The sequence below is a fragment of the Bartonella fuyuanensis genome (assembly GCF_014197255.1).
Classification (GTDB): domain Bacteria; phylum Pseudomonadota; class Alphaproteobacteria; order Rhizobiales; family Rhizobiaceae; genus Bartonella; species Bartonella fuyuanensis.
The window spans coordinates 225,861-250,077 of record NZ_JACIFE010000001.1 but is presented as its reverse complement, the minus strand read 5'-3'; the positions used below and the strand labels follow the sequence as shown (position 1 = coordinate 250,077).

The following is a 24,217-nucleotide window of genomic DNA, read 5'->3' as shown; positions in this document are numbered from 1 at the left end:
ACGTCGCAGTTTTATACGTTGTTTTTTCGTATTTGAACATTCCATCTCTATTTCATTTACGATAAAAGAAAAATAAGGAAGGTCATACATATGGCAGCTGAAACAGAACGTATAGGAATTAAAGGTGGCATGGAATACTTTTTTGGTTTTACAAGGGTTGATGAAACACAAAAACAATCCATGGTTGATGATGTATTTCATTCTGTTGCTGAAAATTATGACAAAATGAATGATGTCTTATCATTAGGGCTACATCGTGTGTGGAAAAATTCTATGATTGCATGGCTTTCCCCACCAGCACTTTCTCATTGGAAAGTTCTTGATGTAGCCGGCGGGACAGGTGATATTGCTTTTCGTATTCTTAATGCTTCACGCCAAAAAGCCCATGTTACAATTCTTGATATTAATGGCTCAATGCTCAGCGTTGGAAAAAAACGCGCGCAAAAAAATGGCCTTGCTCCTCTAATTGATTTTGTTGAAGCCAATGCAGAACATCTCCCCTTTGAAGATCAAAGCTTTGACGCTTACACTATTGCTTTTGGAATTCGCAATGTTCCTCATATTAATCAGGCCCTTAAAGAAGCTTTTCGTGTTTTAAAACCTGGAGGGCGTTTCTTATGTTTAGAATTTTCAAATGTCGAGATGCCCCTGCTAGATAAAATTTATGATCTTTGGTCTTTCCATGCTATCCCTAGGTTGGGTGAATTTATTGCAAATGATGGTGATTCTTATCGTTATTTGGTTGAATCTATTCGCAAATTTCCTAAGCAAGATGATTTTGCCCATATGATCAAACATGCGGGGTTTTCGCGGGTATCATACCGCAATCTTACCGGGGCGATTGCAGCACAGCATTCAGGTTGGAAAATTTAAAAATGGTACAAATTTCTCCTTATTTTCAATTAATGCGTGCAGGATGGATTTTAACACGTGAAGGTGTTTTAAGTACTCTTCCTCATGACGACCTTCAAGGATTTCCGGCATTATGTCATCGTCTAGCACGAGCACTAGCACGACACAAAACGAAAAAAAAACAGCGATCTGAAAATATTTCATATGCCATCAATAAGCTTGGCCCTTCTTACATAAAACTTGGTCAATTCCTTGCCACAAGACCTGATATTGTTGGACGTAATATTGCAGAAGATTTGGCACAACTACAAGATCGTGTCCAAACATTTTCTTGCACCGCTGCTATTGCTCAAATTGAGAATTCTCTTGGTCGCTCCATTGATGATTTATTCGTAAATTTTTATCCCCCTATCGCCGCTGCTTCTATTGCTCAAGTCCATCCAGCTGAATACAACGATGAAACCGGTCAGACAAAGAAATGTGCTGTAAAAGTCATTCGTCCCAATATCAGAGCACGTTTTTCTAAAGATCTTAGAGGATTCTATCTCATTGCTCATTTACAAGAGCGTTATATCCCTGCCTCTCGAAGACTGCGTCCTGTTCGTGTGGTGGATACTTTAGCACAAACAACACGCCTCGAAATGGATTTACGCTTAGAAGCAGCAGCTATATCTGAAATGGCTGAAAATATTCAACATGATCCAGGTTTTCGAGTTCCACGGATTGATTGGGAACGGACAGGACGTAATGTCCTTACAATGGAATGGATTGATGGTATAAGAATATCTGAGACTTCAAAACTTAAAGAAGCAGGTTTTAATTTGCAGGCACTCGCCATAACGCTTGTTCAATCTTTTCTACGCCATACATTACGTGATGGTTTTTTTCATGCTGATATGCATCCTGGCAATTTATTTGTAGACTCAAAAGGATGTATTGTTGCTGTTGATCTTGGCATTACAGGAAGACTGGGAAAAAAAGAAAAGCATTTCCTCGCTGAAATCCTTTATGGTTTTATTACCCGTGATTACTATCGGGTAGCACGCGCTCACTTCGAAGCAGGTTATGTCCCTTCACACCATAATATTGAAAGCTTTGCACAAGCTAATCGCGCTATTGGTGAACCAATTCATGGACAATCAGCACAAAGCATTTCCATGGCTAAGCTGCTCACACTATTGTTTGAAGTCACTGAATTGTTTGACATGCAAACGCGGCCTGAACTTTTATTGCTCCAAAAAACTATGATTGTTGTGGAAGGTGTTGCCCGCACATTAGACCCCAATTTTAATATGTGGAAAGCTTCTGAACCCGTTGTCACAGAATGGATTGGTAAAAACTTAGGACCCATAGGCCTTGCAAAAGACTTGAGTGAAGGGGCACAAGCTCTCCTTTCGCTGGCACATAAAATACCACAACTGGTGCAAAATTTCCAAAGTATAGAAGAAAATTTCAACCAAATGAAAAATACAGGTTTTAATCTTTCTCCTACTACTCTCAAACAACTTGCTATCGAACAAAGTCGTAGAAATCGTTATGGTCGTTATAGTCTCTTCATCATTGCGTTATGTTGCGTTTGGCTCACTTTTTACTTTTTTCATCTTTTTTAATCTTCTTAATATGCTAAAAATATCAATAATGAAATCATTGAAATCTTTTTATTTCTTAGAGGTATTTTATGGCCAGTATTACCATTCGTAACCTGTCTCCTGAAATCAAAGAGGCTTTACGAATACGCGCCGCACAAAATGGTATTTCTATGGAAGAAGAAGCCCGCCGCCTTTTAAGTAATCCTACCACTCTAACTCCACAACCCTCTCATGCCAGTGCTGCTGAAGTGCAATCATTGAAATCAAAATCTCTCCTGCTTATTATTGGTGGAAGTATTGCAGCCTATAAAGCGCTTGATTTGATTCGTCGTTTACAAGAACGTGGAGCACATTTAAAAGTTGTTATGACAAAAGCAGCGCAAAAATTTATTACGCCACTAGCCGCTGAAGCTTTAAGCGGTGGTACTGTATATACTGATTTATTTTCACGTGAGGAAGAACATGATATCGGACATATCCGATTAGCACGTGATGCTGATCTCATTATTTTAGCCCCTGCGACAGCCAATCGCATTGCAAAAATAGCCAATGGTATAGGAGATGATCTGGCTGATTGTATTCTTTTAGCAGCACGTTGCCCACTTTTGATTGCACCCGCTATGAATCCAGCCATGTGGGCACATCCGACAACTATTCGTAATGTTGCGCAATTGCGCGCAGATAGCGTTCATATTATCGGACCAGAAATCGGAAATATGGCAGAACATGATGAGACAGGATATGGGCGCATGAGCGAACCTTTAACCATTGTCGCTGCTATAGAAATCCTTTTGAATGTACATGAAAAACCTCTTTCTGGCCGCCATTTTATTGTTACCTCTGGTCCTACTCATGAACCAATTGATCCTGTGCGTTATCTTGCTAATCGATCTTCAGGTAAACAAGGTCATGCCATTGCAACCGCTCTTGCACATTTAGGTGCAAAAGTAACACTTATTTGTGGGCCTGTTAATCTTGCAGATCCACAAGAAGTAAAAACTATCCATGTTGAAACAGCACAACAGATGCTACAAGGTGTTCAAACTGCATTGCCTGCTGATGGTGCTATCTTTGTTGCTGCTGTTTGTGACTGGCGCAGTCAAACTCAGTCTTTACACAAAATTAAAAAAAATGCTCATAAAATACCGCCATCCTTTCATATGGTCGAAAATCCTGACATTTTAGCAACGATTGGACACGCTCCAAACCGCCCCTCATTGGTCATTGGTTTTGCTGCTGAAACATATGATATCATTGCCAATGCACAAAAAAAATGTGTTGAAAAAGGAGCTGATTTCATTCTTGCTAATAATGTTTCTCTTAATCCTGATGGGAGAAATGTCATGGGTGCTGATACAAATCAAGTTTATCTCGTGAGTAGAGAAAAAATAGAACAATGGCCACATATGAGTAAACAACACGTAGCACAAAAATTAGCCAATATGATTGTTTCATTTTTTACCAAACAAACATCTATTCTTCATGAAGAAAAGTAGTCCCTTTTTAAATAATAAATCTTCAAATGCATAGATAGGAAAACACCTCATAAAATAGAACTAAGAATAGGTATCTATCCATCTCGACTAGATTAAAATCTCATCTTATTATAGCTTTCATAAAGCGTAAGATCTATTATACTGTAGTTTCTCAAACTTATAAGAAGACAAATAAGAATCACCATTCTATTTGCTAGCCCTTAATTTTGCGAAAGCTTTTGCACTAGGGAGAGATTTATAAAAAGCATTTCCTTGTTTAAACCGTTTTTTATCCTCAGATTGGTTCTATTTGTGGTGTGTAAATAAATGATTGTTTTAATTTTAACGACGAAACTTTGAGAGAATATTTCTATATTTGAGATTCTTATTCAAGGTAAAGATGATAAATTCTCTTCATAAATTATATGATGTTATTATCTAAAAATTATTTTAGTATAATGAATCATTGTATTATTTTCATGAAAAATGCTTTAATGAATCACTTTATTAAATTTATAGCTTGTAAAATTCAAAATCTCATCATTTTTAATCATCAGTAATATTTCCCTTTTTTTTCTCAAGAAACAGTTCTTCCATGGAATATGGACAGTAAAAAGCCTCTTTCTTTCCTTTATTGCTGTAGCATATGAATCATTCTGTTGCCCAAAACAAAAATATCTACGTAGCTACTACGCTGCCCTTAAACCATTAACCTCAATAATGTCTCGAATAAAAGCAAGAGTCAAAGCTATACCATCAAATGAAAAAAATCTCTGAACACCAAGTCTTTTGCAAAATTAAGGAAGGATATAGATAGGTGAAATTATGCAACTCTAATGGATAAATGGAAATAAATAATTACCTCCCGAATAGCTCCTACTAACTTAATTTTTTACCTATATCATATAAACGCAATAATCTAAATTCTGTATAAGAATATTTAAAAGTTCTTCTACAATAGCTGTCTTTTAAATTCTTCTTACTTTTTAAAAATCAAATTTTCTATTTATTCAAACTTTATTTTAAACGAAGAATCCTTAGCTGTTTTTTATAATGTGAAAATAAATTTTGTAATTCAAAAAAGAAAAAATCATACAATAAATTCTTTGAAATATATTTCCTGTTTTTTGCTTCTTTTCTTAATCTATGATTTTTACTGCTGCCGATCGTGCTTTACAATACCTTCTAGCCTTGCAATACAGAATTATGATATTAAAAGCGTTAGACGTTACTTTCTTCATGTTCGCTATTTTATGGTCATGCGTACACTAACTTTTTGTGTCTTATTTAGGACCCTGGATTGCTCAATTTATTCCTGAATTCCCTAATTGGACAGGGTGGTTGGGTTTTAGCATGCTCATCATCCTTAATATTGGTGTAGCTCTTTTGTTGGCTTTTTTAATTGCACCAATCACAGCTATGATTGGTAGTTTTCTTATTGACTCTGCCGTTGAAATTATTGAAAAGGAAAATTATCCAAACTGGCAGATTGGACAAGCTCTGTCATTTAAACGTTTGCTTATTATTTCTTTTTAATTTGTTATTTTAAGCCTTATTGGCAATGGAATTGCTTTTATTTTATTCTGCATACCAAGTATTAATTTGATCGCTTTTCACACTATCAATGGTTATTTTCTTGATTATAGATATTCCCTGTTTGCTTCTCACCGTTTTCGATAAAGAGCAAGACGCACATGCTTTCTTACAAACTCATCACATAGCAGGATTATTGATCGCGCTTTTTGTTTCTATTCCTATCATTAATTTAGCAACACCACTTTTTGCAAACGCCTTTATGACACATTTACATAAAATGCTTTTCCCCAAAACCATAGCAAGCATCCCACAAAAATAATGCTCCTTAGCTTTAAACCTAACAAAACTTACTAGTCAGAAAAAGCGTAAAATACTTTTCATGAATTCTCTCAAATGTAAGAATTGTTGTCACATTGGAAACTGGAAAAAATAAAATGGTATTGGTTTGTACCTTCTATTTCAGAAAAAATGGAGGACATGCAGACATAATGAATTTTATACCATTCGTAGAAAAGGGAATATAATACTATTCACGGACGCCACACAAAATGAGCTTGAATACTTTGAGAAAGCTCTTTGTTAAACAAGCGGGTGAATATGCAACGTTAAGTATGTGCTGTTTTACATGAAAAGACATTATCAAAACATCAAGAAAAGCTCTTTTGACAAAACCTTTAAAAAAATATTGTGCTGGTATTGGTGCTTCAGTAACATAACGTTATCATATCCATTAACTTTAGTGGATGAGTGTGGTTTTGTTAACATTTTATATTATAAGATTTCTCTGCTTAAAAACTGTTGATATTAATGATTAATTAGACGTTCATTTTTATTAAAAAAATAAGGCGGTTGTTAGCTAGCGCGAGAAGTGAGCTTTAACATCAAAGTCAAAGAATAAAAACATGTTAGTTCTTAAAAATCCAGAGAAATTTGTTATAGAAATATTTTTCATGCATATGATTTTATGGCATTTGAATAATTAAAAATAAAAAACGATGGAGTTAGGGCTATACGTGGGTTGATAAAAACATTAAACGGATTCGTTTGTTCAGCCAGTAAAGTAAATGTAATTATTTAAGTTTTATATTCTTTCAAATCGTGCAAAAAATGTATAATATTTTTAAAGGGAGGCTAGGAAGATGAACTGGATTACAAATTATGTTCGTCCTAAGATTAACTCTATATTAGGACGCCGTGAAATTCCAGAAAATTTATGGATTAAAGATCCTACTAGTGGTGAAATGATTTTTCATAAAGATTTGGAAGCCAATCAATTTGTGGCTCCTAATTCCGGTTATCATATGCGTATCAGTGCTAAAAATCGTCTCATGCATTTTTTTGATGATGGCCTTTATACACTTCTTGAAAATCCAAAAGTTGTAACAGATCCTTTAAAGTTTCGCGACGAAAAACGCTACATTGACCGATTAAAAGAATATCGTTCTAAACTAGGTGTTGAAGACAATATTTTAAGTGCACGTGGCACAATTGAAGGATTACCAATTATTGCAACCGTTCAAGATTTTGCCTTTATGGGTGGATCACTGGGTATGGCTTCAGGAGAAGCTATTATAAAAGCTTTTGATACTGCCATTGCCGAAAAATGCCCCTTGGTTCTTTTTACTGCTTCTGGTGGTGCGCGCATGCAAGAAGGAATACTCTCATTAATGCAAATGCCCCGCACAACAGTCGCGATTGAAATGTTGAAAGAAGTAAAACTTCCTTATATTGTAGTGCTAACCAATCCAACCACCGGTGGTGTTACTGCTTCTTATGCCATGCTCGGCGATATTCACATTGCCGAACCCGGTGCTATGATTGGTTTTGCCGGTCCACGTGTAATTCAACAAACTATTCGCGAAACCCTACCAGAAGGTTTTCAAAGCAGCGAGTATCTGCTTGAACATGGTATGATTGATATGGTTGTATCGCGTTTAGAAATGAAAACAACTATTGCACGTCTTTTACGCTTGATGATGAAATGCCCTGCCGTTGTTCCTCCTTCCGATCCATACCCTACAGATTCTCAAACATCGCTTTCTACAACAAAAGCAGCTTAGATTCATGCAACAAAGCCAAGTACAAAAGGTTGTAGATAATTTACTAAAAAACTACCCGAAAAAATTTGATCTTTCTTTAAAGCGTGTTGTTCACCTTTTAAAGCGTCTTGGTAATCCGCATTTAAAACTTGCACCTATTATTCACATTGCTGGAACAAACGGCAAAGGATCTGCCTCAGCAATTTGCCGAGCTCTTTTGGAAAGTGCAGGCTACCGCGTTCATGTCTATAGCTCACCTCATCTAGTGAACTGGAATGAACGCTGTCGGTTAGGTCAAAAAGGAAGTGGTCAACTTGTTACAGAAAGCCAATTGGCTGAAACAATCCATGAAATTGTAAAAATAAATCGTCAAGAGCCAATTACTATTTTTGAAATTTTTACAGCCGCTGTCTTTATGCTGTTTAGTGTACATCCCGCTGACGTTATCATTTTAGAAGTTGGATTAGGCGGACGTTTTGATGCTACTAATGTAATTAACAAACCAGCTGTATCTCTTATTATGCCCATTGATTATGATCATGAGATTTTTCTTGGAAACACAATTGCTCAAATCGCTTTTCAAAAAGGGGGGATTATCAAACCAAACGTTCCCGTAGTCATTGGAAAGCAAAATTATCAAGAAACTCTTGATACTTTAATACCCCTTGTCGATAAAAATAAAACATCTTATTCTCTATTTGATAAAGATTATCAAAGCTATAAAGAACATGGACGGATGGTTTTTCAAAACAAGCAAGGACTCATGGATCTTTCACTTCCTAACCTTATTGGAGATCATCAAATTGCTAATGCTGGTGCATCTCTTGAAGCAATCTATCAAGCAGGTTTTCAACTTTCAGAACAAACCATAAATGACGCTTTAAAAAATATTTATTGGCCTGCACGTATGCAACATCTTACCCAAGGACAGTTGGTTGAGCAACTGTTTCCTAATATTGATTTATGGTTAGATGGTGGTCACAATCCTGCTGCTGGAAAAGTTATTGCGGCAGAGCTTAGACAATGGAGACAAAAAACAGATCGTCCCATTATTATGATTGCTGGCATGCTTAAGACTAAAGATGCTGTTGGTTATTTTCATCCTTTAGCTAACCTTGTCGATAAAATATATACGATACCGCTGATTGACAACAATGCTTGTCTCTCTCCAACAAACTTAGCTGAATCAGCCCAAAAAGCAGGAATCTTGGCTACTCCACAAGCGCACTTACAAGATGCCTTGCATAAAATTAAGGTGGAATATAAAGAGGCTATTGTCCTTATTGGAGGTTCCCTTTATCTTGCCGGAGATATTTTGCGTGACAATAAAACACCACCGTGTTAGAAGTTAGTTGTTTTTAACTATTTGAAAGATAGACTTTTTAATCATGCAACTTGATTGTGCGCTTTATCAACATCCTAAAATCATTACTGTTTTTGGCGGATCTGGTTTTGTAGGGCGACATGTCGTTGAAACTTTGACTAAGCGGGGGTATCGCGTTCGTATTGCTATTCGGTGTCCACAAAAAGCTTATTACATGCTCCAAATAGGAGAAGTAGGTCAAACCCAAATGCTTAAAACGGATATCAAGCATCGTGCCTCTGTTGCACGCGCATTGCTTGGAGCTGATGCTGCAGTGTTTTTACCTGGTAGCTTGAAGCAAGCAAATCAATCAAATTTTAAAAATACACAAATTGATGGTACTTATAACGTTGCTGAATTAACAGCAAAAGCTGATATTCCACTCATCTATATGTCAACACTTGTGTCAAACGAGAATACTTCATGTCTTTATGCACGTATTAAGTTTATGGGTGAACAAATCATTCATAACAAGTATCCTCAAGCAATTATACTGCGTCCATCTGTTATTTTTGGACCAGAAGATTGTTTCTTTAATACTTTAGCAGATTTATCACGTTTTCTACCAATTATACCTCTTTTTGGAGGTGGGAAAAATAAACTGCAACCTGTATATGTTGGGGACATTGCCGAATTTATTGTGCGTGCTTTAGAGGGACAGGTTGCTTGGGGAAAAAACTATGATCTTGGTGGACCCCAGATTATCACCTTCCAAAATGTTCTTAAAAATATACTTAAAATTATTCATCGTAAAAAAACAATGCTATCCATGCCTATTTCTATCAGTCTATTGATTGGAGCAATTTTTGAAACAATCGGTAAAGTACCTTTTGTACCAACACTTGTAACAACCAATCAGATACGCTTTTTGCAAATGGACAATATTGTTTCTCAAGAAGCTATTGAAAATGGATATACTTTAGAAGGAGGAGGAATTACTCCTAAAGCAATGACTGCAGTTTTGCCAAGTTATCTCTGGCGATTTCGTCGGCATGGTCAATTTTCCCAAAACTTATCAGTCTAGAATAAATGCTTTTAGAAATTAGTTAGTTATTTGATTTTTGATTATTAGCTGTTTTAAAATTAGAGTATTAAATTTAAATAGAATGATGTTTTTGCATTTTAAATGCTTCATTCAGTCTCACAAAAAAGATTCCTCGCACATCTATAGGATTTGGAGAAAGATCTTTGAAAATAAAAGAAAAACGCATCTTATAAACTACCTTTATATACGCGAAGATGCAACATTAGAACCCAGAAGAACCTTTTCTGGATTACGGTTCTTTGAATATAAAAATGGTAACCGATAGCTTTGCATTATATTATTTTGCTAAAAAGCTTAATAATGAGATTAAAAAAGGAAATAATGCCTTTTTCAACAACTATATGAGTGAGTAAAATAATCGATATAAAAACTGTGGTGCCATGTACAATTTTTATTATTTAAAAGGTATTTCCTTAGAGATTTTGAAAAATTGTAAAACTAGATGAAACGGATAGAGCTTTGTTTTCACCTTTATGCCTTCGTATTTTTTAAAAGCTTGTGTTTTATTTCATAGATTACTTGAAATATATTAAGTAATGCTTATCTGCCTTACTCTGCTATATAGAAAGTGGGGGGTGCTTATAGAACACTTTCAATCGTTTCAATATTTGTTTTATCTATGTAATTGCATTACAGTTAGATGTTAGTTTACAAATAACAATTAAAGCAAAAGTTTTATGAGGAAAACGACATCACATAAAATATACCAACTCTTATAAATTGAAAAAAGTTCTGGATTTTTCAGACACTTTGCAGAATAATGACATAATACATTTAGATTTATATTTTCTCATCCTTACAGGTTATCGCATAGCTTTTTTGCATCATATTTTTAAAAATATAAAGCTGAAAGAAATTTACGACAACACTAAAAGGGTAGATCTTATGAAATAAATAACTGTATAAAAGCAACCATATCCTTGGTATGAATTAGCATGGCTTTTTTATCAATTACTGAGAAAAATAATATTAGGAACATTTCTCACTTTTTATAGGTGTTTTATGCATCCATTGCATCATATTCATAAAGCTCAAATTGAGGATAATATATAAATACTTTTTGGTGAGAGAATATCGAAAGAAGATATGATGCCATTATAGATTTTTGTGTAACTTTATTATAAAAAACACAAAAAATTATTAAACAAAGTTTTTAGCTTTTTACAAAATAATTATATTTTTTCTTATCAAGAAGACACTCTTTAAAGAAAATTCCAATTAGATTTGAAACATATTTCTTAAATTTTACTCTCATTGACACGATTGATTAGAATTTTTGACGTTTTGAAAAATGAAAATTTTTTGATAAGTTTTGTTTATGTAATCATAACTTATCCTGAAATTGTTTAGCCTGTCAGAAAAATCATTACTCAGATCTATAAATGCGCATTTGTTGCACAAATTTATGAAAATTTTAATTTTTTTTCACATAAAGAAGTCTTCTTCTTATCTTGCATTTTTTTTTAATTTCTCCTACCGTCCTCCTGGAAGAATTGATTTTAAAGGAATAAAGAATGGCAGCTCAAGATTTTGTTGTCAGAGATATTGCACTTGCCCCTTTCGGTCGTAAAGAACTTGACATTGCCGAAACTGAAATGCCTGGTTTGATGGCTTGTCGCAAAGAGTTTTCCTCCAGTCAGCCCTTGTGCGGAGCGCGTATTTCTGGTTCATTGCACATGACAATTCAAACAGCTGTTTTAATTGAAACATTAAAAGCTATTGGCGCTGATATACGATGGAGCTCTAGCAATATTTTTTCTACGCAAGACCATGCAGCAGCAGCTATCGCCGCAACTGGTATTCCTGTATTCGCAGTTAAAGGTGAAACATTAGAAGAATATTGGGCTTATATAGATGCAATTTTCCAATGGCCTGATGGTAATCCTTCCAATCTTATTTTAGATGATGGAGCTGATGCCACAAATTATATTTTAATGGGAAGTTTTGCAGAACAAAATAAAGATATCCTATCGCATCCTAAAACAGAAGAAGAAGCAATTTTTTTCAAACAAATCCAAAAGCGGATGGATGCAACACCAAGTTTTTTTACACGACAGCGTGCAGCAATCAAAGGTGTAAGCGAAGAAACTACAACAGGTGTAAACCGCCTTTATCAATTACAGAAAGAAGGACTTCTTCCTTTTCCTGTTATTAATGTCAATGATAGCGTCACTAAATCAAAGTTTGATAATAAATACGGGTGCAGAGAATCATTGGTTGATGGTATTCGACGTGGAACAGATATGATGATCGCTGGTAGAACTGCCATTGTCTGCGGTTATGGGAATGTAGGAAAAGGTTCAGCAGCATCTCTTTCCGGTGCGGGAGCTCGTGTTAAAGTGACAGAAATTGATCCTATTTGCGCTCTTCAAGCTGCTATGGATGGTTATGAAGTTGTTAATTTGGATGATGAGGCTTCCAGTGCTGATATTATTATCACAACAACAGGTAATAAAGATGTTGTTCGTTTAGATCATATGCGACAAGTAAAAGATATGTGTATTCTTGGGAATATTGGTCATTTTGATAATGAAATCCAAGTCGCAACCCTCAGAAATTTGCCGTGGACAAATATTAAACCACAAGTTGATATGATCACCTTTCCCGATGGAAAACGCATTATTTTGCTCTCTGAAGGACGTTTGTTAAACCTCGGTAATGCAACGGGACACCCTTCTTTTATTATGTCAGCCTCATTTACTAATCAAGTTTTAGCGCAAATTGAACTTTTTACTCGTGCAGAACACTATACAAATGAAATTACTGTTTTGCCTAAACACCTTGATGAAAAAGTTGCACGTCTCCATCTTGATCAGTTAGGAATAAAATTAAGTGCTTTATCAGAAGAACAAGCCGCTTATATTGGAGTCACACCACAAGGACCTTACAAACCAAGCCATTACCGCTACTAAAATGTTTCCTTGGGTTTAAAAAAAGGAAAAATATCGTGCTCAGCTTTGGTGACTGTAACCCCAAAGAAAAAGCTCAAAAAATGATTCGAATTTATAGGTATATATTTTGTCTTTTTGTCTTTTTTTCTCCAACATGCACCGTTGCTCAAACATCGGAGAATTATTTACCATTTTCTTTCACTGTGTCAAATGGTCCATGGTTGTTTTTAGCACTGTGTGGAGGAATTTCTTGCGCTTCACTTCTCATATGCGTGGCTGTTATCATGTGTGCAAAAAAATCTGCACAGCAATCTCTGAAGATAATTCAGGTAGATTTTTCTGAAAAACTTAAATATTATGAATGGCTTCTAGAAGAAACCGAGCAATTCCTTCTTATTTGGGAAAATCCAATAGCCTTTCCCCGTGTCGTTGGTGCTCTTGCCATATTGCAAAAAATAGAAATCGAGCAACAAGATTTTCAACACTTTGAGCTCTGGGTTGAAGAAAATTCCCTGCGAGAACTTAATGATGCATTGATTCAACTACGTTGTAAATATCACCCTTTTGAACTTTCTATCATCACCAAAAATAATGTGCTTCTACAAGTTACAGGAATCATCGCAGGAACTGTCGCTATTGCTCGTTTTCAAGATATCTCAAAACAACAGAGTGAAAATGCTCGTTTACAGAAAGAAACTGCACGCCTTCTTACTGAACTCAGAATGCAGCGCAATCTTCTTGATCTTATTCAAGAGCCCGTATGGATAAAAGATCCTGAGGGAAATGTTTGTTTTATCAATCGCGCTTTTAGAGAGATGACAAATTTTCGTGAAAACAACGGTGAAGTGGCGGATCTTTTCAATGAAAACACACAACGTAAAACAGATGAGACAGAAACAATTTTTCAAGAACATGTTCATACCGTTATTGATGGAGAACGGCACCGTTTTTATCTCACACGTATTACAACAGCTGAAGGGATGGCCGCTTTTGCACGCGATGACAGTGCCTATGATAATCTTGTTCATGAATTAAAATATATTCTTCAAAGCCATTGTGAAACACTTGACCAAATCTCAACAGCTGTAGCCATTTTTGATACAAACCAAAAATTAAAATTCTGCAATCATGCTTTTAAAGTTTTATGGCCGTTGGAGAATTCATTTTTAGAAAGTAAGCCAAGCCATACATTGTTTCTTGAACGCTTGCGTGAAAAAGGGCTCATTGCTGAACACCCAGACTGGCGCGCATGGAAAGAAGAACTTTTTAAAGCCTATCAACAAACAGAATCAAATCAACAAATTTGGAATCTTCCAGATGGGCGTACCGTACGTGTTATTTCTAACCCTCACCCACAAGGAGGTGTTATCTGGCTTTATGAAAACCTTACAGAAAAAATTGATCTTGAACGCCGTTATAATACACTTATTAAAATACAGGGTGAAACACTTGATAAGCTTTCCGAAGGCGTGGTCGTTTTTGGTGCTGATGGACGGCTTCGTTTATCAAATCCCGCCTTATCAAAATTGTGGTCACTTCCTTATAATTTACTGGTAGAAGGAACCCATATTACTCAGTTACAAAGCTATTGTTCAACCTTAACCTTGGGGAAAGAATGGGATCAGTTTACCAAATTTATTACCGGTTTTGCTGAAAAACGTGAAACATATTCAGGTCGTATAGATCTTAAAAATAATATGATTATTGATTATACTTTGGTCCCTCTTCCCGATGGACAAACAATGCTTACTTTTGCAAATGTTACAGACACTGTCCATGTTGCACGTGCTCTTCAAGAAAAAAATGAAGCATTAGAAAGTGCTGATCGTTTGCGTAATGAATTTGTCCAACATATTTCCTATGAATTGCGTACACCTCTCACCAATATCATTGGATTTTCTGACATTTTACGTGATCAAATTTTTGGTTTTATCAATGAACGCCAACAAGAATATCTTGGGTATATTCATTCAGAATCAGGAGCCCTTTTAAATATTGTTAATGATATTCTTGATCTTGCCACTCTTGATGCAGGCATTATGAAGCTAGATATAAAACCGGTTAACATTGCCGATGCTATGATACAAGCAGTAGCACGGGTAGAAGATCGACTTAATGGGCGCCATATTACGCTTTTACAACAAATTTCTCCTTCCTTAAACTCTATTTCTGCTGATGAAAAACGTTTGCATCAAATTTTTGTGAATGTATTGAGTAATGCTATTAATTTTGCAACAGAAGCAAGTACTATTGAGTTTTGCGTCGATGAACAAGATAATAACATTGTATTTAGCGTTCACAATCAGGGCTCTGACATCCCTAAAGACATTCTTGATCGTGTTTTTAAACGTTTTTCTTCTCATTCACACCATGGTGGGCGTGCAGGAGCAGGTCTTGGTCTTTCCCTTGTGAAAAGTTTTGTTGAATTACATGGTGGACATGTTGAAATTCTGACAGGTTCAGGACAAGGAACAACAGTTAAATGTTTTTTCCCATTCCCCAAAGGAGAGAAGATTTTTTAATTTCAATTCTTACTATAATAAAAATTTTTCATCCATTTCAGGGAACACTTGATGAATCTTAACTTTTTTCTTGAAAATGAAGAAGCAACAAAGCTTTTTGCACAAAATTTAGCTCTTTCTTTAAAGCCTGGAGATCTTGTAACTCTGCAAGGGGATCTTGGAACTGGAAAATCAACCATTGCACGTACAATCATTCAAACACTTGTAAACGATAACACAATGGATGTTCCAAGCCCTACTTTTACTCTTGTGCAAAATTATCAACTTCCAAAGTTTGAAATTATTCACGCTGATTTTTATCGCCTTTCTATGGCAGAAGAAATTGATGAATTAGGATTGCATGAAGCACGTGAAAAAAATATCTTACTTGTTGAGTGGCCAGAAAAAAGTTCAGCTTTTTTAGAACTGGCTACTTTTGCACTTACCTTACAATATGAAGCTCATGGGCGTCATGTGACACTTAAATCATCACAACATTCCATTAAACGTTTACAACTATCTTTTGCAATTCATACACTTTAAAAAACATAACCGTGATCATGGACATCATCATTTTTTAATTGATGATACCCTTCTTAATCTATACCTATGAAATTTAAGATGATGAAAACATAAAAATCCCCTTTTGGCTGCACCAACTATGACGATACAACAAAACACTGATTCTTTTATTTATATAATAGTGGAACAACTTGCAAAGCACATCCGTCAATTTGTAGAAAGTAATCGGTTTATTTTAGAGAATCTAATATCTAGAATTTTGAGACCTCGCCACCAGCTTGATGAAAAGCTAACTTATTTTAAATATATATCACACCTAAAGGATTATTTTATTTATAATTTTTCATATTCGAATCTTGCACCTTTATAAAATCGATTAAAAAATATAAATTCTTAAAAAAAGCCGATGCATCTTTAAATTCAAAAAATTAAATATTCTAATTCTAGGAATATGTTTTTAGAATAATTTTAGCTCTTATCTTACTAAAGAAGTTAATTTAAATTTTTAGTGAGATTTTTAAGAGTTTATTCAAATATTTGTATTTAGTAAAGCTATAGTAAGTTTAAATTCTACCGCCTTATTTTGAATAAGTCTTCTCAAATCTACAAGTTTTGTATGACTAAAATTTCTCAACCAAAACTCGATTTCACTATTTTTAAACTATAATTTTCAAAATATCTTTGATACTTAACCAGATAATACGTTAGTAAGGGCTTCCAATTTCATAAGACATAACATTATGATTTTATAATTTTCATTATTTATTGTGACAGCAGATATACATTTTACAGTTCCAAACTTTGGAAATTGCAAATTTTATTTTTTAATGTGATGTCCAACTCATTAAAACAAGATGTAACCTTTAAATATATGATGTTATCAATCAATTTCAAATTACTAAATGTTTTAAGGTTTTTCTTTTCTATACGACAAAACTTTTTATATTATAAAAAACGTATCGTAAAATTTATGAACTGTCATCAGAATAACGTATTTGCGTTTCATTTAAACTAGCTTAATGCATTATAATCTTTGCATCATTATTGACTGTGTATACTTTTGTTTATATATGGGAATTTTTTAATTATAATAGACTGCAAAAAATAATGTTTAAAAAGACAAAAGGAGAGATAAAATTTCTCCCCTTTGTGGTTGTTATGTGGCGGCATTAACTAAGCCCATCTTTTATCCATTCATAAAGGTGTCCTTTAGGGGAAGCGCCAACTATATTCGATGAAACATTTCCATTTTTAAACATTAGTAATGTAGGGATAGAACGTACTCCATATTGAATAGCCAATTCCGGATTCTCATCAATATTCACTTTAGCAATTTTAACTTGATTTTGCATTTCTTTTGAAATTTCATCCAAAATTGGAGCAATCATTTTGCAAGGCCCACACCATTCTGCCCAAAAATCAACTACAACAGGTGTGGAAGAGGTTAAAACTTCACTTTCGAAATTGTCTTTATCAACTTTTATACACGTCATTGATTTATCCTTTAGATTCATTTCTATACATTGGGATGATAGCAATTCATATCAAGTTATTGCAAAGATAAATTATTAAAGGACCTTTTTACATTAGATATTGTGAATTGTATTTATTTGTATGATTTTATGAAAATAAAAAGATGCTTTGAAGAGAAAGAGTAACTCATAAGGCAATTTCATTAAGACATGCCTCCAATTTTTCTGGAGGAAGTTTAAAAACTTTAGCTTCTTTACTGTAGATTAGCAGAGCTTGAACATCTTTACCAGGATGAATAGCTTGCAACAATTTTCGGTAAAGAGCCATTTGCAACCAATGATGGGAGGCAATAGCAGCTTCGTTTTCTGGTGGGATTCCCGTTTTAAAATCAGCAAAGATAATGCTATTTTGCGTAATGGAGAGACGGTCAATTTGACCAGAGATTGCTTGTTCTTTTCCATGAATTTTTATAATACCCATTAAGGAAACTTCAGCGCGTGAATGTTCAGAGAAGAGGGGTTTGAGGTCAACATGATCTAATATTTTCCAAATATGGTGAAGAGCATCTTCTTTTTGGTTCTCATACCAATGAGACGCTTTGATATTGAGATAGCTTCGAGCATAATCTCGACGTTGTTTTGGGGGAAAATCAGGTAAATATTGTAATAATCGATGAATGAAATTACCATATTCAATAGAAAAAGTTCTATTGATGTTCGTTTCTCCTAAAACAGGTGAGGTAGTAAGTTGTTTTGAATCTGAGGAAAACTCTGTATCAACTTCAATGGAAAGACTAGCAACTGAGGGTTTTAACGGTTTTGGTAATACTGGTTCTGCTGGTATTTTATGAAAGAAAAAAGCAGGCAAAGGTGGTAATGTTTGGTATTCAGCACTAGATGTTTTTTGATTTATAGAACCAGAAGAAGGTGCTGTAATGCAATAACGCCAAGCTGTAATATCTTCCGCAGGCCCTTTCACAGCAACAACATGCGGTTCTAGGGCTCTTTTTACCAGTTGTAACCATGTCTGAGATGATGTTTTCTGGCTTTTATATCCACAAATAAACAAGCGATCCTCAGCGCGTGTCATTCCTACATAAAGAAGACGTCTATATTCTTCTTCTGCACGCTTTTTTAAATGCGAAATTGCTTGATTAGAAAGTTTTGTATCTAACTTTTCATTGGGGCGCCAAATAAAAGCTTGTTGTCCATTCCATTGTGTATCGTTTAAAGGAACTTTAAGTAAGTGAGGTGCATGCTGAGGGTGCCAAATCGCACTGCCAGGATCAACTAAAAACACAACAGCAGCCTCTAGTCCTTTTGCAGCATGAACTGTCATGACACGAATTTCTTCATTATTTTGTTCAAATTCACGTTTAATTTCTGGCTCGCTCGCACTTAATGTTTCTAAAAAAGCTTGTAATCCAGGTAATCCTGCCTTTTGAATAGTGAGCGTATAATCCATAAAAGCATCAAGCACATCACTTGCTTCAGATCCTAAACGAGCTAGAATTTTTTGTCGTCCCTTATCGTTGTTCAGAATATGGCTATAGAATTCGAAAACCGGTATCTGATCCACCAAATTACGATAACAGTTTAGCTTTTCAAAAGCATATTTAAAAGATACCTGCGATGATGTATGTGTACGCAGACTTTGCCAAAGAGAGCCCGTGCGATGTGCAGAAATCTGATAGAGTTCCTCTTCACTCAGAGCAAAAAGAGGACTTTTTAAAACACAAGCAAGAGAAAGATCATCTTGTGGCTGTAAAACAAAACGCGCAAGTGCCATTAAATCACGAATACTAATATGTTTGGTAAGTCGTAAACGATCAGCACCTGCTACCGGAATATTACGGTGTTTAAAAGCACGGGAAAGAGCTGAGACAAATTGATCACGTTTACGAACTAAGATCATAATATCACTTGCCCGTATTAAACGTCCTTTTGCTGAAAGTATTTCACCTTTTTGTAACCAATTAGCAATAGTCTCAGCAATTTTTTCTGCTAATCGGACTTCAGGTGTATCTAAATGATCAACAGTTGTACACCAATCTTGAGGTAATTCACGCTTCTCTTTGGAAATGGCATCCCATATAACAACTTCACCAGGACTATGAACACGAATAGCTTCATGCACTGTTTTTGTATTTTCTGCCGAAACCCCTTTATAGTTTTCTGGTGATTCAAAAACAAGATCAACGCTTTTAAGAACATCCGCTGTAGAGCGAAAAGAGTAATGCAATTGTATTTTTTCAAACTGCTGATTTGTTTGCTGCACTTTTTTTTGAATGATTCGTCCATTTGCAGCAAAATTTTCTGGAGCAGCGCCTTGAAAAGAATAAATCGATTGCTTCTCATCTCCTACAGCAAAAAGAGTACGTATATTTGTTCGCTGGCTATAGCCTGAAAAAAACTCTTGTACCAACAGTTGAATAATTTGCCATTGCTCAGGGTTGGTATCTTGTGCTTCATCAAGTAGAATGTGATCAAGCCCATGATCAAGTTTATAATGCACCCATTGGCTTGCACCTTTGCGCTGTAACAAATGAAGCGTACGTTCAATAAGGTCGTCAAAGTCTAAGAAACCATTGGCCTTTTTTAAATTTGTATAGATTTTAAGATAAATAGCACATAGCTGAAAAGCAGCCATATTGAGAGTGGCGACTTTTGCGCACTGATATTTCTCTAAAAGAATAGAAAGCTTTCTTTGTTTATCTTCAAACGTTTGTTGAATAAAAGGCCAAATTTCGTCTGATTTTTTACGAGATAAATGTGAAAAATTCCGCGGCTCACCTTTGGTTGTAAAATAAACATCAGAAATAATATTGAGAATTTTTGTCTCATCACGCATTTTTTCTAATTGGGAAAGTTTTGCCACCATATCCTTGAAGCTTTGACTGCCTTCTGTTTTACAATGTGTAAGAATATAAAGAGGAAGGCGCGCTGTCTGTTGAATTTGTTCCAAAAGGCTTTGGTTTGTTTCATCAGGCGTTAAGTTAAAAAACGCGCGTAATTTTCCTTCTCCATTGTCACATAAAAGAAAAGATAAAAAATCAGACAGTTTATGTTGCTTTTCCGTTGCTTCATAGAGTAATTGATTAAACGTATGTTCCCCGATAACTTTAAATAACTGTTGTAAAACAGGTTTTACATCATGACGAGCTAAAAGTTGGCGGCGAGATTCTTGTAGTAATTTTTTTCGACTGATATCATCAGGAATTTCGAAATGCCCTGCAATATTGGCTTCTAACATAAATTGATGCAAAAGAGATTCACAAAAAGCATGTATCGTTTGGATTTTTAAGCCACCAGGCGTTTCAAGAGCACGAGCGAAGAGTTGTCTTGCATAAGTTAATTTTTGCGCATTGACGGGCTTATTTTCAAACCGTGCTAAGGTTTTTTGAAGCTGGGCATCATTGAGTTCATTCCAACTGGAAAGCGTATGAACAATTCGTGATTGCATAACAGCAGCGGCAGCCCTTGTATAAGTAAGGCATAAAATACGTGCTGGAGGCGTCCCGTTTAAAAGCAAACGTATAACACGTTCACTTAAAACATGCGTTTTTCCAGATCCAGCATTCGCAGAAACCCACACGTTTTTTTGAGGATGTGTTGCCGTTGCTTGTGCATCAAGAGCTGCTTTAGGAATAGAAAAAAAAGTCATGATTTCTCTGCTTTATGAAGATCACTTGACCATTCCCATAACCGTGCCAAATGGTCGTAATCACCTTCAGATCGTTTTAACATTGGGACAGCATGTGAAAGATAGCCTTGTTGTGGATTTTGATAATAAGTTATGAGTGCGATAAGTTTTTCCCACGCAATTTTACCAAAATTAACAGCATTTAAGTGAGTTTTTACTTCCTTTTTCTTTAAAAGAATGGATTGGGATTTAATTTCACCTTTTTCGTTAAGAGGAATATAAAATAAATTTGAGGGAATAAGATCTTGAAAATCTGGAAAAGCCCCTTTTATAAGCAAAGCTGTTTCTAAAGCCAACTGTGGAAACAATAATTTACGAATCTGTTTTGATGAAGGAAGTGTACTGGTTTTAAAATCTAAAATTTCAACTGTTTTATCTGGCAAAATATCAAATCGATCAGCACGCCCTGAAAGGGTTACTCCTGTTGTACCTATAGGAATTTTTTGTGATACAATTTCAGCATATCGCTCTCGCGGTCCTAAACTTTGTTCCCATTGAATCAGGCGTGGAGCAAGATCTTCAAAACTAGTCCACCAAATTACTTCAATATCGGACGGAAAATTGCATTTATCAAATTCCTTACGGCCAATAGCGAGAAGCATATTTAATGCATTTGCAGCATTTGGATTTTTTATTTGTGTGCAAAAATCTGCAAGAATAGCGTGATAAAGTATTCCACGTTCAGTAGCACCAGGATCATGAATAAGTGCTTTAAGTGGTTTGAGCCTTAAGATTTTTTTTGCATAAATAGCATAAGGATCATACCGCAATGTTTCTATTTCAGTGACTGAAAAATGACGTGGGCGCATCTCAAGGGGTGGTACAGGGCAAGGACGCTCAACCCCTGAAATCAAGCTCGTATGATCAAGCAGTTTTGCCCAATGGAGTAGTATTTCACCTCGCGCACGAATTTGTTTCCAAATTTGTTTTCCTACAACTGTTTCTATGCGTTGTAGCCAACGTGAAGGAATGGAAGGCGTATGATTAACGCGCAATGCGCGACTCATAACCACTTTATCCATTCCCATCGCCCATTGAAAATCATGTGCGGAAAGACCAACGCGCTGCTCTGCTGGTTCCAAAGTTAACATCATTTTCATTGATCGCGATAAAAAGGCATCATTTCGGGTTGACATCGGCCAGGATTCTTCATTAAGACCGCCGATAACCACTGTATCAACCGTTTGCAAACGTGATTCCAAAGTACCCCAGATGAATAAACGCGGATGTCCTCCAGGAGAAGGTGTGACAGAACGGGTAGCTATTATGGCAGAAAACATAGCAGGCCATTCGTAAAGATGAAATGTTAATCCTGATTGATCACTGACCAATTCACGCAAAAAATTTGATAAGGCTTGCCCTGCTTCGTGTTGATAAAGATGTGCAAGAGAATTATCCTCATTGCGACCAAAATTTTCAAAAACCTCAACAGTTGCTATTGCAGCCTCATTGATAGTACATTCTTTCTCTTGTTTTATAAGAAACGTTAAAGGTTCAACAGCTTTCTTTAAAAGATGACAAAGGAAACGTGCTTCTTCATATTTTTGCTGATCAAGGGGGTTGATTTCAGAATCATGATGAGTATATGTCTCAATCCATTTTTCAAGAAATTGATCACATTCGCAAAGACTGATACGCCCCGTATTCCCTCGAAGAACAAAAAGTTCAAAATTTTCTGCCATTTCCCGTAAACGATAACGGTTTTGTTGGAGTGCTGTAAGTGGATGTTTGAGAAGAGAAAGAAAAGCTATAGGATCATTAGGCTGCAACACATTTTCTAAGATAAGTCGTAAGAGAGTTACAGGCAATGTTTGTGCAAGCGGTATTCCACCCGAATCATTTGCTTCAATTCCAAACCGCTGTAATTCTGCAGAAACACGGCGTGCTAAATTACGATCATTTGTAATAAGAGCTGCAGTCTTTTTTGGTTCTTCAATAGCTTTGCGTAAAGCAACAGCAATAGCCAGAGCCTCTTCATGTTCGTTTATAGCTTCAATAAATGACCAATCTGCACAAAGACTCTCATAATCATCACGGACAATTTGTATCCATTTATCTGTCGTAGAAGCCGGTCGGAGTGCTTCTGATAAAAGAGCCATCCGCCTTTTCTTTGTTGCACTTTGTTGGCCAATTTCGCAAACATGATGACGTTGACACTCCATAAGAGTAAGGAGCTTTTTTAAATGATATTGAGGATGGCTAAAGACATTTTCTGCATGATCAAAAAAATTACAAGCTGTTTTTTCTTTATTGCTACTACTTAGTGCATCCCACTGCTCTTCATCCATATGAAAATCAAGTCCAGGAAGAACAACAGCCCCTTTTGGCAGAGAGGATATAACCTTTAAAAGATGAGAAACTGCAGGAATAGAACCTGACACACCAGCTGCAATGATAGGCTTATCAGGTTGTGTTCGTCGTAAAGTTTCTGCATGCATGGTGAGTACTTGATTACGCCATTCTGCGGGATTACTTCGTTTCCTTTCTTGTAGGATTTGTGGCCAATTTTGCGTAACAATAGTTAAGAAATCGAGCGTTATTTGCCACCATTCAGCGACCATATCAGGAGCAATATCTTTAAGTTTTGACCAATCTGCTCCTTCCGTTTCGATTTCATCCATCAAATGTGCTAAATCTTGAGCAAGCCAAATCGCATCAGCACTATGAGCTGGAATAAGCACATCTTCTGTATCAAACATAGCACGTAGATGCGCAGGCAAATTTTCACGCCATGGACGAATAAGGCGCGCTAAAAGAAAAAGACGTTCACTTTCTCCAATGGGTGAATCTAAAGCATTAATCTGATTTTCGATAAAAAGAAAACTGTCTTCATCTACATCTCCCAAAGCACGAATGGTTGGCAAGAAAGTTGATTGTGTATCGCTTCTTTCAACAAAAGCTAAACGCAAAGTACGAGCAGCACGACGTGTCGGCACATAAATAAGGCTATCAGCAAGGGCAGTCTGAATGTCTCCATTGGGAGCAAAATTATCAATAAGCATACCAGAAAGCAGTGCATCAACAAAATGAGGCAAAAAAGCAGTTCCTGAAGAAATAGAAAAGACACGCGGTTTATAGGCCATATGATCTCGTATTTGGGATAACAAATTTCAGCTTATTAATTATGTGCATAACTATAAATGTATACAATATTTACAAAAGGAAAAACTGAAAAGCTATATTTATACAGAAGATTTTTAGCTTAGATTAAAAAATCCTGAAATACACT

At 35.7% G+C, this 24,217-nt stretch carries 12 protein-coding genes and 1 pseudogene; 10 read left to right on the top strand and 3 right to left on the bottom strand.

The genetic code is table 11. The features are described 5' to 3' along the window. Positions 1-90: 90 nt before the first annotated feature. The 10 genes and pseudogenes from ubiE to tsaE all read left to right on the top strand — a co-directional run bounded on the left by ubiE (position 91) and on the right by tsaE (position 15,834). Complete coding sequence (gene ubiE / locus GGR08_RS00950; protein ID WP_183193545.1) at positions 91-873, top strand: bifunctional demethylmenaquinone methyltransferase/2-methoxy-6-polyprenyl-1,4-benzoquinol methylase UbiE; 783 nt, start codon at positions 91-93, stop codon at positions 871-873. Between the two features lie 2 nt (positions 874-875). Continuing rightward, on the top strand, positions 876-2,462 hold the full coding sequence (gene ubiB / locus GGR08_RS00945; RefSeq protein WP_183193544.1) for a 2-polyprenylphenol 6-hydroxylase: 1,587 nt from the start codon (positions 876-878) through the stop codon (positions 2,460-2,462). Positions 2,463-2,530: 68 nt separating this feature from the next. Beyond that, entirely contained in the window at positions 2,531-3,937 is a 1,407-nt protein-coding gene (gene coaBC / locus GGR08_RS00940; RefSeq protein WP_183193543.1) for a bifunctional phosphopantothenoylcysteine decarboxylase/phosphopantothenate--cysteine ligase CoaBC, read from the top strand. 1,125 nt (positions 3,938-5,062) lie between these two features. After that, positions 5,063-5,771, top strand: a pseudogene (locus tag GGR08_RS00935) (sulfate transporter family protein). A gap of 820 nt (positions 5,772-6,591) precedes the next feature. Beyond that, a complete protein-coding gene (accD, locus tag GGR08_RS00930; RefSeq protein WP_183193542.1) occupies positions 6,592-7,512 on the top strand; it encodes an acetyl-CoA carboxylase, carboxyltransferase subunit beta in 921 nt (306 codons plus the stop codon). A 4-nt stretch (positions 7,513-7,516) separates the two neighbouring features. Then, entirely contained in the window at positions 7,517-8,836 is a 1,320-nt protein-coding gene (locus GGR08_RS00925; RefSeq protein WP_183193541.1) for a bifunctional folylpolyglutamate synthase/dihydrofolate synthase, read from the top strand. A gap of 43 nt (positions 8,837-8,879) precedes the next feature. Then, the gene (locus GGR08_RS00920) at positions 8,880-9,878 is read left to right on the top strand and encodes a complex I NDUFA9 subunit family protein (RefSeq protein WP_183193540.1); all 999 of its coding nucleotides are present in this window, start codon (positions 8,880-8,882) and stop codon (positions 9,876-9,878) included. A gap of 1,535 nt (positions 9,879-11,413) precedes the next feature. Further along, positions 11,414-12,811: an adenosylhomocysteinase gene (gene ahcY / locus GGR08_RS00915; protein WP_183193539.1), complete on the top strand. Its 1,398-nt coding sequence runs from the start codon at positions 11,414-11,416 to the stop codon at positions 12,809-12,811. A 35-nt stretch (positions 12,812-12,846) separates the two neighbouring features. Beyond that, entirely contained in the window at positions 12,847-15,312 is a 2,466-nt protein-coding gene (locus tag GGR08_RS00910; protein ID WP_183193538.1) for a PAS-domain containing protein, read from the top strand. A 51-nt stretch (positions 15,313-15,363) separates the two neighbouring features. After that, complete coding sequence (gene tsaE, locus GGR08_RS00905) at positions 15,364-15,834, top strand: tRNA (adenosine(37)-N6)-threonylcarbamoyltransferase complex ATPase subunit type 1 TsaE (RefSeq protein ID WP_183193537.1); 471 nt, start codon at positions 15,364-15,366, stop codon at positions 15,832-15,834. Between the two features lie 1,148 nt (positions 15,835-16,982). On the opposite strand, the gene trxA is transcribed toward tsaE, so the two are convergent. The 3 genes from trxA to addB all read right to left on the bottom strand — a co-directional run bounded on the left by trxA (position 16,983) and on the right by addB (position 24,071). Further along, complete coding sequence (gene trxA, locus GGR08_RS00900) at positions 16,983-17,306, bottom strand: thioredoxin (RefSeq protein ID WP_183193536.1); 324 nt, start codon at positions 17,304-17,306, stop codon at positions 16,983-16,985. A gap of 166 nt (positions 17,307-17,472) precedes the next feature. After that, on the bottom strand, positions 17,473-20,949 hold the full coding sequence (gene addA / locus GGR08_RS00895) for a double-strand break repair helicase AddA (protein WP_183193535.1): 3,477 nt from the start codon (positions 20,947-20,949) through the stop codon (positions 17,473-17,475). Then, positions 20,946-24,071 carry a double-strand break repair protein AddB gene (gene addB / locus GGR08_RS00890; RefSeq protein WP_183193534.1) on the bottom strand — a complete coding sequence of 1,042 codons (3,126 nt, stop codon included), beginning with the start codon at positions 24,069-24,071 and terminating at the stop codon, positions 20,946-20,948. Before addB ends, addA begins: the two co-directional genes overlap by 4 nt. Positions 24,072-24,217 lie beyond the last annotated feature (146 nt).